Source organism: Chromobacterium sp. LK1, from assembly GCF_001043555.1.
GTDB lineage: Bacteria > Pseudomonadota > Gammaproteobacteria > Burkholderiales > Chromobacteriaceae > Chromobacterium > Chromobacterium aquaticum.
On the sequence record NZ_LDUI01000003.1, the window covers coordinates 42,674 to 55,843 of the forward strand.

Consider the following 13,170-nt stretch of genomic DNA (forward strand, 5'->3'; position numbering starts at 1 on the left):
CATGCTTGAACGTATCAGGAGCCAATTGGAGATCCTGTCCTCGGCCGAGCGCAAAGTGGCCGAGCTGGTGCTGGAACAGCCTTACACCGTGATCCAGGCGGCGGTGGCCGACATCGCCAAGAACGCCGGCGTCAGCCAGCCCACCGTGATCCGCTTTTGCCGCACCGTCGGCTGTTCTGGCTTGCCGGACTTCAAACTGAAGCTGGCCGGCAGCCTGGTCACCGGCGTGCCCTATGTGCACTCCAGCGTGCGCCCGGAAGATCCGACCTCGGAAATCGTCGCCAAGGTGTTCGACAACACCGTGTCCGCGCTGCTCAAGTGCCGCAACGACGTCAATCCGCAGGCGATAGAGTCCGCGGTGCGGCTGCTGACCGACGCGCGCCGCATCGAATTCTACGGCCTGGGCAACTCCGGCATCATCGCCGCCGACGCCCAGCACAAATTCTTCCGCTTCGGCATTCCCACCGTCGCCTATTCCGACACCCACATCCAGATGATGGCGGCCTCGGTGCTGGGCCCGGGCGATGTGTTGGTGGCGATTTCCAGCTCCGGCCGCACGCTGGAATTGCTGGAAGCCGTGGATGTGGCGCTGTCCGCCGGCGCCAGCGTGGTGGCGCTGACCACCAGCGGTTCGCCGCTGGCGCGCCGCGCCACGGTGGCCCTGATCGCCGACACGCTGGAAGACAATGAAACCTATAGCCCGATGATTTCGCGCATCGTGCACCTGGTGCAGATCGACATCCTGGCGGTGAGCGTGGCGCTCAAGCGCGGGCCGGGCCTGATCAGCCAGCTGGAAAAAACCAAGCACAGCCTGAAGAACCGCAGGCTGGACAACAAAACCGAAGAGGATTGACCATCATGAGCGGACTGACCGAACTACCGGCCTGGCAGGCACTGTGGGACCATTTTGCCGAGGCCAAGCACCAGCACATGCGTGATTTGTTCGTCTCCGATCCGGAGCGGGCGGAACGCTATGCGCTGGAGGTGGGCGGCCTGTTCCTCGACTACTCCAAGAACCGCATCACCGATGAAACGCTGAAGGGCCTGATGCAGCTGGCGCGCGAAGCCGGGCTGCCGGCCAAGATCAAGGCCATGTTCAAGGGCGAGAAGCTCAACAGCACCGAAAACCGCGCGGTGCTGCACGTGGCGCTGCGCAACCGCACCAACTCGCCCATCCATGTGGACGGTGAGGACGTGATGCCCAAGGTCAATTCGGTGCTGGAGCGCATGGGCAAGTTCGCCCACGCGGTGCGTTCCGGCGAATGGCTGGGTTATACCAATCAGCCCATCACCGACATCGTCAACATCGGCATCGGCGGCTCTGACCTGGGCCCGCTGATGGTCTGTAGCGCGCTCAAGCCCTTCGGCCATCCGCGCTTGAACATGCACTTCGTCTCCAATGTGGATGGCGCCCAGCTCAAGGAAACGCTGAAGAAGGTCCATTCCGAGACCACGCTGTTCGTGGTGGAGTCCAAGACCTTCACCACCCAGGAGACGCTGACCAACGCGCTGACCGCGCGCGACTGGTTCCTGCAGCGCTCGCGCGATGAAAGCGCGGTGGCCAAGCACTTCGTCGCGGTGTCCACCAACCAGAAGGCGGTGGCGGACTTCGGCATCGACCCGTCGAATATGTTCGAATTCTGGGATTGGGTGGGCGGCCGCTACAGCCTGTGGTCGGCCATCGGCCTGCCCATCATGCTCTACCTGGGCGAGGAGAACTTCACCGAACTCCTCAACGGCGCCCACATCATGGACCAGCATTTCAGAAACGCGCCGTTCGAGCAGAACATGCCGGTGCTGCTGGCCATGATCGGGGTCTGGTACATCAATTACTACGGCGGCGGCAGCCATGTGATCGCGCCTTACGATCAATACCTGCACCGTCTGCCGGCCTTCATCCAGCAACTGGACATGGAGTCCAACGGCAAGCAGGTGATGCTGGACGGCCAGCCGGTGAATTTCGAGACCGCGCCCATCATCTGGGGCGAGACCGGCATCAACGGTCAGCACGCCTTCTTCCAGCTCTTGCACCAGGGTACCCATATCTCGCCCATCGACCTGATCGCCTCGGTGCAGAACTGCTCCAGCCTGCCCGGCCATCATGAAATCCTGCTGGCCAATGTGTTCGCCCAGGCCGAGGCCTTCATGCGCGGCAAGACCGCCGACGAGGTGCGCGCCGAGCTGAAGGAGCAGGGATTCAAGGGCGAGGCGCTGGAAGCGCTGGTGCCGCACAAGGTGTTTGGCGGCAACCGCCCCACCAACACCCTGCTGATGAGCCGTTTGAACCCGCGCAACCTGGGCTCGCTGGTGGCGCTGTACGAGCACAAGATCTTCGTCCAGGGCGTGATCTGGCACATCAACAGCTTCGACCAATGGGGCGTGGAGCTGGGCAAGCAACTGGCCAAGACCATACACGCGGAGCTGATAGGCAAGCTGAAGAACGCCGAGCATGACAGCTCCACCCGTCGCTTGATCGAGCTGTACCGGCAAGCGAACCGCTGAGCTCGCTCAGCGCCGGACAAGTCAGGGGGATGCGGCACCGCATCCCCCTGACCGTTTGCGCTGGCATTTGGCGCCGATATCGTTAAACTCTTCATTAAATGCCGGCTTCAGCCGGCATTGCCTTGTCCGCCTCCCGGCGTGTCCCGCTTTCCTGTCCGCCCCGGCTTGCGCCGGCGCGGCGCATCAACCCGGAACCCTGTCATGGAAAAGATGGTGCAGTACGAAGTCCATTCCTTTATCAGCTTCACCCTGGCGATCATGCTGCTGTTCATCGGCAAGGCGCTGACCCTGCGTTATGAAGTCCTGCGTCGCTACAGCATTCCCGAACCGGTGATAGGCGGCTTCGCCTGCGCGGCGGTGGTCGCCTTGCTGTATTTCGCGTTCGATGTGCGACTGAGTTTCGATCTGCAGATCCGCGATTACCTGCTGCTGTATTTCTTCGCCGCGCTGGGCCTGAAGTCGGACCTGGCCTCCTTGCGGCGCGGCGGCAAGCCCTTGGCCATTCTGCTGGCGCTGGCCAGCGTCTTCATCGTGTTGCAGAACCTGCTGGGCATGGGGATGGCCGCCGGTTTCGGCCTGAATCCCAAGGCCGGGCTGATGGTGGGTTCGGTGGCGCTGACCGGCGGCGTCGGCACCACGCTGGCGTGGGCGCCTATCTTCAGCCAGTCGCTGGGCATAGGCAATGCGCTGGAACTGGGCATCGCCAGCAATACCGTCGGCCTGATCGCCGCCTGCGTGATCGGCGGTCCGCTGGCCCACCACCTGATCCGGCGCCACCGGCTGACCCCGTCCGCCGATACCGCGCTGGAAGTGGGCACGGTCTATGCGCAGAACCATGCGACGCTGTGCTACTACGATGTGCTGTGGGTATGGATGTGGCTGAACCTGGCGCTGATGCTGGGCTATGGTTTCAATCTGGGCTTCGTCGCCGCCGGCGTGACGCTGCCGCCCTTTGTCAGTTGCCTGATCGCCGGCATCCTGATCCGCAACCTGGGCATGTGGCTGCTGGCCAGACGCGGCCAGAGCACGGAACCGGCCTCGGGGCTCAGCCTGGCGCTGATCTCCGATATCTGTCTGGGCATGTTCCTGACCATGGCGCTGATGGGGATGCAGCTGTGGGAGCTGCACGGTTCGGTCTTGTTCGTGTTGAGCACGCTATGCCTGCAGGTGCTGCTGACCATAGGCTTCGCGTTGTGGGTGGTGTTCCGCTGCATGGGCGGCGATTACGAGGCCAGCGTGATTGCCGCCGGCTTCGGCGGCATCGGCCTGGGTTCCACCGCCACCGCCATCGTCAATATGAGCGCGGTGACGCAGCGTTACGGTGCCGCGCATCTCGCTTTCCTGATCGTGCCGCTGGTGTGCGGCTTCTTCATCGACATCGTCAACGCGCTGATCATCGGCGCGATGGCCGGGGTGTGAGCCAGCGCCGCGCGGCCGGGCCTGTCGACCTGGCCGCGCGGCGGCAAGCCGCTTACTTGCTCACGACTTCCTGCTCCACCACCATGTCCAGCACCCAGCGGATGGACGAAGCGTCGGCCGGCGGGTTCTCCACCTTGAATTCCTTCAGGCGCAGACGGTAGGCGATGCCCGGCTCCGGCTTGAAGCCTTCGATCTCGCCGTAATGCAGCTGCCACGGCTGATCCTTGCTCTCGCGGATCTGCAGGCATTGCATCGGCGCCACGCCGGTGCAGGGCTTGCGCTCGGCGGCCACGTAGACGAAGCGGGTGACGCCGCCTTCCTGCGAGGGCTGGCGCTCAAAGCTCAGCGTCTTGTCGCCGGCTTGCAGCATCAGCTTGTCGCCGTTCAATTGCACCGCGGGTTTGGCGGCCAGGAAGGCGGCCAGCGCGCGGTCGCGCTCCATCGCCTCCGGCGCGCACATCATCAGGGTGCTGGCCAGTTGCTTGCTGACCAGCTTGCCGTCTTCCAGCGACACCGGGCCGAACATGCCGTTGCAGCCGGCGCGGGCGGACACGCCGCCGTCCTTGAAGCTCAGCGTGATCGGGTGTTCGGCGGCGTCCTGTTTCCACTGGCCGTCCAGCGCGGTCAGCTTGGCGACGGGTTTATTCATGTCGGCTCCCTTGTCGGCTCCGCCCTGCGGGGTGGCGCAGGCGCTCAGGACGGCGGTGGTCAGGACGGCGAGCAATAGCGATTTTTTCATTATCGGTGTTCCGTGTTCATGGTCGGGGAGAAGATGCGCTTGGAGCGCCCGTCGTGCTCAATAGTTCAGCGCAGCTTGCTGACTTCCTCGCTGTAGACGATGCGTTCCAGCGTCCAGCGCGCGCCGGCCTCGGCCGGCTTCAGCTTGATGTAGTAGCTGACGCCGGGCCGGGGCTGGAAACCGGCGATTTCGCCTTGCAGCGGCCGCCAGTCCTGGTCGGCGCGTTCGCGCACCTGCAGGCAGCCGTCGCCGGCGTCCCCGCGGCAGGTCTTGCGTTCCGCCGCCACGTGCAGATAGGCGGGCGCGGCTGCCGGGTGGGCGTCCGGCGCCAGCCGCACGAAGCGGTATTCGGCTTGTTCCGACTTCAGCACCAAGTTCTGCGCGCGGCCGTCCGGCTGCAGGCGGAAGCGGTCGGAGAGGAAGGCGACGAAGTGCTGTTCCATCTCCATCAGCGGCGGCGCGCACAGCATGCGGGTGGTGGCCACCCGTGGCTTGCCCTTGGCGTCCAGGGTGCGCACATAGCGGTTGCAGCCGGCGAAGCCGGTCATTTTGCCGGGCTGGAAGGCCACGGTGGGCGCCTTGCCCGCGGGAGCGGGCTCCACCAATTGCCATTCGGTGCCCATCAGATTGGGCATGGCCAGCGCCGGCAGCGGCAGGGCCAGCGCGGCCAGCAGCCAGAGCGTCGGGTGCCGGGGGATGATGCCAGTGTTTTTCATCACCATACTCCGTGTATAAACAAAATCTAATATTTGTTTACAATACACCTGACAATTGTGCTTTGGGAAGCGCCGGCGGCGGAAAAAACCGCCACGGAAATAGACGGCAACAAAAAACCGCCCAAGCTTGCGGCATTGGGCGGTTGTGGATGTCTTCGGCATTATTCTCCGGCTTATAACTGCTCCACGCCCTTGAGCAGGTTCTCCACCACCTTCTTGGCGTCGCCGAACACCATCATGGTCTTGTCCATATAGAACAGCTCATTGTCCAGACCGGCGTAGCCGGCGTTCATCGAGCGTTTGACCACGATCACGCTGCGCGATTTGTGAGCGTCCAGGATGGGCATGCCGTAGATCGGGCTGGTCTTGTCCTTTTGCGCGGCCGGGTTGACCACATCGTTGGCGCCTATCACCAGCACCACGTCGGTGTTGGAGAAGTCGGAGTTGATTTCCTCCATCTCCTGCACCTGTTCGTAGGGCACTTCGGCCTCGGCCAGCAGCACGTTCATATGGCCTGGCATCCGGCCCGCCACCGGGTGGATGGCATAGCGCACATTGACGCCTTTCTGGTGCAGGATCTCGGCGAACTCCTGCAGCGCGTGCTGGGCGCGCGACACCGCCAGGCCGTAGCCGGGGACGATGATCACGCTGTCGGCGTTGGCCATCAGGAAGGCCGCGTCCTCGGCGGAGCCGGACTTGTGGCTCTTGGGACCGGCATTGTCCGCGCCGCCGCCCGCTGCCGCCTCGGCGCCAAAGCCGCCCAGCAGCACCGCGATGATGGAGCGGTTCATCGCCTTGCACATGATGTAGGACAGAATCGCGCCGGAGGCGCCGACGCAGGCGCCGGCGATGATCAGCACCGGATTGTTCAGCGTGAAGCCGATGCCGGCGGCCGCCCAGCCGGAGTAGGAGTTGAGCATGGACACCACCACCGGCATGTCGGCGCCGCCGATCGGGATGATCAGGGTCACGCCCAGCGCCAGCGCGATGGCGAGCATGGTCAGGAAGGCGGCCTGGCTGTCGCTGAGGAAGTAGACCACGCCGAAGCCGACCATGGCGATGGCCAACAGCAGATTGAGCAGATGCTGGCCCTTGAAGCTGATCGCCTTGGAGCCGAAGCGCCCGGACAGCTTGCCGTAGGCGATCACCGAGGCGGTGAAGGTGATCGCGCCGATGAAGGCGCCGATGAACAGCTCCACCTTTTGCACCTGGGTGTGCTCCACGCCGCTGTGGAAGATGGCCGCCACCGCGATCAGCACCGCGGACAGGCCCACCAGCGAGTGCATCGCCGCCACCAGTTCAGGCATGCCGGTCATCTGCACCGTCTTGGCCTTCCACGCGCCGATGGCGCCGCCGGCGACGATGGCGGACGCGATCAGCGCCAGCACCGGCTTGTCCATGATCAACAGCGTGGTGGCCACGGCGATGACCATGCCTATCATGCCGTAGAGGTTGCCGCGCAGCGCCGAGGCCGGGCTGGACAGGCCCTTGAGCGCCAGGATGAACAACACCGCGGCGATGAGATAAAGAATTGCGGACAGGTTTTCCATCTTGGTTCCTTATTTCTTCTTTTTCTTGAACATGTCCAGCATCCGCTGGGTGACCAGGAAGCCACCGAAGATATTGATGCTGGCGAGGAAGATGCCGATGGTGCCCAACACCGAGGTGAGGGTGATCTCGGAACCATTGATGTCCACCACCTGCAGCATGGCGCCGACGATGATGATGCCGGAAATGGCATTGGTCACCGCCATCAGCGGGGTGTGCAGCGCCGGGGTGACGTTCCAGACCACGTGGTAGCCGACGAAGACGGCCAGCACGAACACGGTGAGGCTGGTGATGAAGGGATCTACCATTTTGTTCTCCTTAATCCGCCGCGGGGAAGCGGACCTGGCCGTCGTGGGTCACCAGCGTGGCGGACAGCAGCTCGTCTTCCAGGTTCAGGTTCAGGCCTTCCGGCGTCAGCAGCAGGCCGAGGAAGGTCAGCAGGTTCTTGGCGTACAGGCTGGAGGCGTCCGCCGCCAGCAGGCCGGGCAGGTTGATCTGGCCGACGACGGTGACGCCGTGTTCCAGGCGCACGGTTTCGCCGGGGCGGGTCAGCGCGCAGTTGCCGCCGGTTTCCGCCGCCAGGTCCACGATCACCGAACCCGGCTTCATCGCCGCCACCACCTCGGCCGATAGCAGCTTGGGCGCCGGCTTGCCGGGGATCAGCGCGGTGGTGATCACGATGTCGGCCGCCTTGGCGTGCTTGGCCACCAGCTCGCCCTGGCGCTGGCGGTAGCTCTCGGACATTTCCTTGGCGTAGACGCCGCTATTCGCCATTTTTTCTTCCTCGCTCATCGGCACTTCGATGAACTTGGCGCCCAGCGATTCCACCTGCTCCTTGGTGGCCGGCCGCACGTCGAAGGCCTCCACCACCGCGCCCAGGCGCTTGGCGGTGGCGATGGCCTGCAGACCGGCCACGCCCACGCCCAGGATCAGCACCCGCGCCGGCTTCACCGTGCCGGCCGCGGTCATCAGCATGGGCATGAAGCGCGGGTAATGCTGGGTGGCCAGCAGCACCGCGCGGTAGCCGGCGATATTGTTCTGGCTGGAGAGCACGTCCATGCTTTGCGCGCGGGTGCTGCGCGGCAGGAGCTCCAGCGCGTAGGCGGAAATGCGCTTGGCCGCCAGCGCCGGCAGGCTGTGGTTGTGATAGGGGTTGAGCTGGCCGATCAGGCTGGCGCCGTCCTTCAGCGCGGCGATGCCGTCCTCGTCCAGCGGGCGCACCGTCAGCACGATGTCGGCCTGGGCCAGCGCCGCGGCGCGGTCCGCCGCGATGGCGGCTCCGGCTTCCTGGTAGGCCGCGTCCGGCAACGCGGCGGCGAGTCCGGCGCCGCGCTCGATGGTGACGGCATGGCCGCCGGCAACGAGCTTCTTCACCGTTTCCGGCGTAGCGGCCACGCGGTGTTCACCGGCCAGCCTCTCGGCTGGGATAGCGATATGCATGGTCTTCCTTTCCTGCGATTAGATAACAAAGATTCCAGATAGCGAACGCCCGTGCGGCGCAAAATCGAACGAGCGTTTGAATTCAATTAAAGGCATGCGGAATTTGCCCGCGCAACACTTATATTGCCGACCATATACCGTCAGACAATTTCGACGGAGAAAGGGCCGGATGCTAGCAAAACCCTACAGCAGCGATGTGACGTGAATCAGACAGAGGCCAGTCAGCGGCTGTTGGTGCGGAAAAGCGGGAGAAAGACGGTGAAGCGGCCGTTGGCGGGCAGGCGGAACAAGGCGCGGAGGCGGGTACGGCCGGTCGACGCGCATATGCTGCCGGCAAGGCTTATGCAGGACACTAGCGTTGATGGCGCGGCTTGTAAAGCTGCGACAAGCGCCAGTTGCCAGCCCGATCGCGTGGCCGGGCAGGGGGTCGCCGGCTGTTGCGCGCGCGCGACGGCGGCTAGGATTGGGGCTTCTGGGCTTGGGCCAGCAAGCGCGCCACGGTGCCGTCCTGCAACATGGAGCGCAGCGCCCGGGCGATGCGGCGCTTGTGGGCGTAGCGCTGGGAATGGATGGCCAGGCCGATGCGGCGGGGTTCCGGCGAATACAACAGCAGCGGTGCGCGTTTCACGTGGCGGTGGAATTCGGCGTCGGCGGCCAGCTCGGCGGTCTGGCGCTCGTCGGCGATCAAGGCGTCGATGCGGCCGGCCTTGAGCTTGCGGAAATTGGAATCCAGCGATGGCGCCGGCTCGCGCCGCAAGCGCAGATCGCCGTCGAACTCATCCTGATAACGCACGCCTTCCACCACGCCGATCAGGAAGGGGTAGAGCTGGCGGTAGCTGTGTAGCGGTCGCGGATCGTCGGAGCGTTGATACAGCGCCAGCCGGCTGCCGGTGGCGAAGGAGGGGTCGATGAAGTCGATGAACTCGCGACGTCCGGCGGTGTTCTTCACCCCGATCACCACGTCGGCCTTGCCCTGGCGCATGTACTGCAGGCAGCGCGCCAGCGGGCAGGGCAGGAAGGCCAGCCGCAATTTGGCGCGCCTGGCCACCTCGCGCATCAGCTCGGTGTAAGGGCCTTGCGGCTCGCCATGGGCGTCCATGGTCTTCCAGGGCGGGAACAGATTGTAGGCAAACACCAGCGGCGGCTCCCCCGCCGCCGCGCATCGCAGGCTGGCCAACAGGCAGGCCAGCGCCAAAAGGGACTTGAGTTTCACAATGTTGGACAGGTGTGAACAGGCGTCGGCGGCCCCGTGCCACCAACTGCAGCCGGCTGCCCATTATCGGACGGCGGCGTCTGGCGCGGGAGAAAATTTCGCCTGCGCTGGAAAAAAACCATGAAAATAATATGGTATTGGAAATGTCCGCGTCAGCCACCTGTCCGCTTTGGCGGGCGCGGCGCTCAGCGCACCACCAGCGTTTTCACCCGCCAGGCCAGCTTGGCGTCGATGTCTGCGGTCTGCAGTTCGCGGAAATCATTGAGCGGATACATCATCCACGGGCTGAAGCCCATTTCCTCCAGCGGGTGGCCATTGATGCGCAGCGCCAGGATGGGCTGGTAGCGGCTCTGGTCTCCGGGTGGAATCACCACCTTGTATTGATCCTCGGTCACCAGTTCCACCGGCCGTCCGGCCGCGCCGACCACGCGCAAGATGGCGGAGAGGGTGGGACCGGAAAACGCCGATTTGGGCGTCCAGGTGGTCTTGGTCTGGATGGTGCGCTGCTGCAGGCGCTCAAGTTCTGCCTTGCTGAAGTGGTACTCGCCGGCGCGGGTCTGATTGGACACCTTGATCTGGCCGGTGACCACCAGCGCCGGCGGCGCGCCGGCCAGCGCGAAGGGGGAGCAGCTCAAGGACAGGGCGGCGACGAGCGGCAATATGGATTTCATGGGGCGGGCTCCAATAGCGTGAGAAATGTCGATGAAGATGACATTTTAACGGCATGAATCCATTGTCATGCTTGCCGCAACGCAATGAAAGCACCCGCCGGCCGCGATGCTGGCCCTGCGCCAATATGATGTCGCCATCAGCCGTCAAATAAATAATCTGCATTTATATTATTCAAATAAGTTATTACTTTGCTTGGTATTGTTTTGAATAAGATTGCTATTGTTGCCGTTTGCATATTATTTTAAGGTTGGCGCTATTTATATAAAACCATGTCGCCAACTCTGGATATTAATATATTTACTCTAGAATAACTGTCCAATAGGGCAGTCAATTCAAGCCGCAAGCCTGTCTATAATCTCGCCCCTTCTGAGTAGGCCGATGTCATTGTTCGGCCCTGCATGATCACCGAAACAAAAGCCGCGCTGTTCTCTGTTCCCGCGTTGTTTTTTATTGTCGGTTTTAAATGGCTCGTATTTTTTATAGAGCCGCCCTTAAATCACCTTGATATTTTATGAGTCAAAACTCAATTCAATCCCTGTTGCCTATTTCTCGGGGCCGGGCGCTAGGCTTTTGCCTATTGCTGGCCGCTTTTGAACTGCTGACGTATATCGGCAGCGATATGGTGATGCCGGCCATGCTGCAAGTCGTCGCCGACTTGAACGCCGACGCCCGCCACGTGCCCACTGCGCTCAACGCCTATCTACTGGGCGGCGTGGCCTTGCAATGGCTGATCGGGCCGCTGTCCGACCGCTATGGCCGCAAACCGCTGCTGGTGGCCGGCGCCGTCGGCTTCGCCCTGGCCTGTCTCGCCGCCGTCGGCAGCCGCGACATCGAGCTGTTCAATCTGCTGCGCTTCATCCAGGGCCTGTCGCTGGGCTTCGTGATGGTGGTCAGCTACCCGGCGCTGCAAGAAGCGTTTCCGGAAAAAGACGCGGTGCGGCTGATGGCCTTGCTGGCCAATATCGCGCTGCTGTCGCCGCTCATCGGCCCCTTGCTTGGCAGCCTGTTGCTGGGCCTGCTGCCCTGGCGCGGCCTGTTCGCGCTGATCGGCGCGCTGGCGGCCTTGGTGGCCGTCGGCCTATGGCGCTGGATGCCGGAAACCCTGGGCGTGGAGCGGCGCGACGGCAGCCGGCTGGCGGCGAGCCCGCTGCGCTTGGGCCGCAGCGCGCGCCAGTATGCGGCGCTGCTGCGCAACGCCCCCTTCATGCACGGCAGCGTGGCGCTGGGCCTGCTGTCCATTCCGCTGGTGGGCTGGATCGGCCTGTCCCCGCTGCTGCTGATGCGCGGCCTGGGCTTGTCCGGCATCGAATACGGCCTGTGGCAGCTGCCGGTGTTCGGCGGCCTGATCGCCGGCAATCTGACGCTGAACCGGCTGGCGGCGCGCCTGGAACTGGAGCGGGTGCTGCGGCTGGCGCTGTGGCCCTTGTTCGGCGGCCTGGCGGCGCTGCTGGCGCTGACTTGGTCCAGCGGCGCGCTGCCGGCGTTGGCGGCGGGCCTGACCTTGTACGCCTTCGGCCTGGGCCTGGGCCACGCCACCTTGTACCGCTTCACCCTCTATGCCAGCGATAGCGGCAAGGGCGCGGTGGCGGCGATGCTGGGCATGATCTCCACCGCCTTGCTCGGCCTGGGTTGCAGCGCGCTGGCCTGGCTGGGCGCCGGCGCCGGCCTGCAAGCCTTCGCCGGCTGGGCCGCGCTGGGCGCCGGCCTGGCGGCGTGGCCGCTGTGGCGCTTGCTCAAGCAGCGCGCTTACGCGCTGCAAGCGGCTTGAATCCCCTTCCCATTTCCGGAGCTTCTCCATGCTGAACCACGTCGACGCGCTGTGCGCGCTGGAACACCCCTATCGCGCCGATGCCGATGGCGACCGTCTGTTCGACGCCGCCATGCGCGAGCTGAGCCATTACCACTGCGAACACACGCCCGGCTACCGCCGCTGGCTGCAGGCCAACGGCCTGGACGCCGCCGCGCTGGACGGTCTGGACGATTGGTCGCGGCTGCCGCCGCTGTTCGCCAACTACTTCAAGCGCCAATTGGTGGTGAGCGCCGCCGGCCAGGACGCGCTGGAGCTGACTTCCTCCGGCACCACCGGCCAGAAAAGCCGCATGCGCTACGACGCGCGCAGCCTGGGCGCGGCGCAAAGCATGGTGGACCGCATCTTCCGGCATTACGGCTGGGATACGCCGCAACAGCCGTGCAACTACCTGCTGCTCAGCTACGAGCCGGCCGGCGCCATCACCCTGGGCACCGCCTACACCGACCAATTCCTGTGCAAGTACGCGCCGGTGAACCAGGCCTGTTACGCCTTGCGCCACAACGGCCACGGCAATGAGTTCGATCCCTTCGGCGTGATCCGCGCCTTGCAGGACTTCGCCGAACAAGGCCTGCCGGTGCGCATGCTGGGCTTCCCCGCCTTCCTGTGGTTTGCGCTGGAACGGATGCGGGAACTGGGCCTGCCGCCGCTGCAACTGCACCCGGAATCGCTGGTGTTCCTGGGCGGCGGCTGGAAAACCCACGCCGACCGCGCCATCCCCAAGGCCGAACTGTATCGGCGGCTGGGCGAGCAACTGGGCATTCCGGACGCGCGCTGCCGCGACGGCTACGGCGCGGTGGAGCACCCGGTGCCTTACGTGGAATGCGAACACCATCGCTTCCACCTGCCCAGCTACGCCCGCGCGGTGATCCGCGACACCGCCAGCCTGCGGCCGCAGCCCTACGGCGCTGCCGGCTTCCTCAATCTGCTGTCGCCCTATATCACCTCCAGCCCGGCGCACAGCATCGTGATGGGCGATCTGGCCGTGCTGCATCCGGCCGCGAGCTGCGGCTGCGGCCTGGCCACCGACTGGTTCGAGCTGCTGGGCCGCGCCGGCACCAGCAAGAGCCGCAGCTGCGCGGTGGCCGCCTCCGAATTGATCAAGGAATCCTGA

12 protein-coding genes are annotated in these 13,170 nt (G+C 64.4%); 5 read left to right on the forward strand and 7 right to left on the reverse strand.

The annotated features are described in order from the left end of the window. Position 1: 1 nt before the first annotated feature. The 3 genes from hexR (at position 2) to gltS (ending at position 3,921) form a co-directional block, all read left to right on the forward strand. Positions 2-853, forward strand: coding sequence for a transcriptional regulator HexR (gene hexR, locus VI26_RS01990; RefSeq protein WP_048408071.1), 852 nt, complete (start codon positions 2-4; stop codon positions 851-853). A gap of 5 nt (positions 854-858) precedes the next feature. Next, positions 859-2,502 carry a glucose-6-phosphate isomerase gene (gene pgi / locus VI26_RS01995; RefSeq protein ID WP_048408072.1) on the forward strand — a complete coding sequence of 548 codons (1,644 nt, stop codon included), beginning with the start codon at positions 859-861 and terminating at the stop codon, positions 2,500-2,502. Positions 2,503-2,703: 201 nt separating this feature from the next. After that, entirely contained in the window at positions 2,704-3,921 is a 1,218-nt protein-coding gene (gene gltS, locus VI26_RS02000; protein ID WP_048408073.1) for a sodium/glutamate symporter, read from the forward strand. Between the two features lie 52 nt (positions 3,922-3,973). On the opposite strand, the gene VI26_RS23020 is transcribed toward gltS, so the two are convergent. From VI26_RS23020 to VI26_RS02035, 7 genes are all read right to left on the reverse strand, one after another. Then, complete coding sequence (locus tag VI26_RS23020) at positions 3,974-4,660, reverse strand: META and DUF4377 domain-containing protein (protein WP_053074174.1); 687 nt, start codon at positions 4,658-4,660, stop codon at positions 3,974-3,976. A 65-nt stretch (positions 4,661-4,725) separates the two neighbouring features. Beyond that, a complete protein-coding gene (locus tag VI26_RS02010) occupies positions 4,726-5,376 on the reverse strand; it encodes an META and DUF4377 domain-containing protein (RefSeq protein WP_197081347.1) in 651 nt (216 codons plus the stop codon). A gap of 173 nt (positions 5,377-5,549) precedes the next feature. Then, entirely contained in the window at positions 5,550-6,926 is a 1,377-nt protein-coding gene (locus VI26_RS02015; protein WP_048408075.1) for an NAD(P)(+) transhydrogenase (Re/Si-specific) subunit beta, read from the reverse strand. 9 nt (positions 6,927-6,935) lie between these two features. Next, positions 6,936-7,232 carry a proton-translocating transhydrogenase family protein gene (locus VI26_RS02020; RefSeq protein WP_019101645.1) on the reverse strand — a complete coding sequence of 99 codons (297 nt, stop codon included), beginning with the start codon at positions 7,230-7,232 and terminating at the stop codon, positions 6,936-6,938. A gap of 10 nt (positions 7,233-7,242) precedes the next feature. Further along, the gene (locus VI26_RS02025) at positions 7,243-8,364 is read right to left on the reverse strand and encodes a Re/Si-specific NAD(P)(+) transhydrogenase subunit alpha (RefSeq protein WP_048408076.1); all 1,122 of its coding nucleotides are present in this window, start codon (positions 8,362-8,364) and stop codon (positions 7,243-7,245) included. A gap of 457 nt (positions 8,365-8,821) precedes the next feature. Further along, positions 8,822-9,577 (reverse strand): ABC transporter substrate-binding protein, encoded by a 756-nt coding sequence (locus VI26_RS02030; RefSeq protein ID WP_156183702.1) that lies wholly within the window; start codon positions 9,575-9,577, stop codon positions 8,822-8,824. A 185-nt stretch (positions 9,578-9,762) separates the two neighbouring features. After that, complete coding sequence (locus VI26_RS02035) at positions 9,763-10,248, reverse strand: hypothetical protein (RefSeq protein WP_048408078.1); 486 nt, start codon at positions 10,246-10,248, stop codon at positions 9,763-9,765. 578 nt (positions 10,249-10,826) lie between these two features. Between VI26_RS02035 and VI26_RS02040 the strand changes: the two genes are divergently transcribed. Together VI26_RS02040 and VI26_RS02045 are read left to right on the forward strand one after the other, a co-directional pair. Beyond that, on the forward strand, positions 10,827-12,017 hold the full coding sequence (locus tag VI26_RS02040; protein ID WP_231580941.1) for an MFS transporter: 1,191 nt from the start codon (positions 10,827-10,829) through the stop codon (positions 12,015-12,017). A gap of 28 nt (positions 12,018-12,045) precedes the next feature. Then, a complete protein-coding gene (locus VI26_RS02045; protein WP_048408079.1) occupies positions 12,046-13,170 on the forward strand; it encodes an acyl-protein synthase in 1,125 nt (374 codons plus the stop codon).

Bases quoted from the DNA above. Each gene is read 5' to 3' on its own strand.
- VI26_RS02010 (WP_197081347.1), bottom strand. From the start codon at position 5,376: ATGAAAAACACTGGCATCATCCCCCGGCACCCGACGCTCTGGCTGCTG.
- VI26_RS02020 (WP_019101645.1), bottom strand. From the start codon at position 7,232: ATGGTAGATCCCTTCATCACCAGCCTCACCGTGTTCGTGCTGGCCGTC.
- VI26_RS02025 (WP_048408076.1), bottom strand. From the start codon at position 8,364: ATGCATATCGCTATCCCAGCCGAGAGGCTGGCCGGTGAACACCGCGTG.
- VI26_RS02045 (WP_048408079.1), top strand. From the start codon at position 12,046: ATGCTGAACCACGTCGACGCGCTGTGCGCGCTGGAACACCCCTATCGC.
- gltS (WP_048408073.1), top strand. From the start codon at position 2,704: ATGGAAAAGATGGTGCAGTACGAAGTCCATTCCTTTATCAGCTTCACC.
- hexR (WP_048408071.1), top strand. From the start codon at position 2: ATGCTTGAACGTATCAGGAGCCAATTGGAGATCCTGTCCTCGGCCGAG.
- VI26_RS02015 (WP_048408075.1), bottom strand. From the start codon at position 6,926: ATGGAAAACCTGTCCGCAATTCTTTATCTCATCGCCGCGGTGTTGTTC.
- VI26_RS23020 (WP_053074174.1), bottom strand. From the start codon at position 4,660: ATGAAAAAATCGCTATTGCTCGCCGTCCTGACCACCGCCGTCCTGAGC.
- pgi (WP_048408072.1), top strand. From the start codon at position 859: ATGAGCGGACTGACCGAACTACCGGCCTGGCAGGCACTGTGGGACCAT.
- VI26_RS02035 (WP_048408078.1), bottom strand. From the start codon at position 10,248: ATGAAATCCATATTGCCGCTCGTCGCCGCCCTGTCCTTGAGCTGCTCC.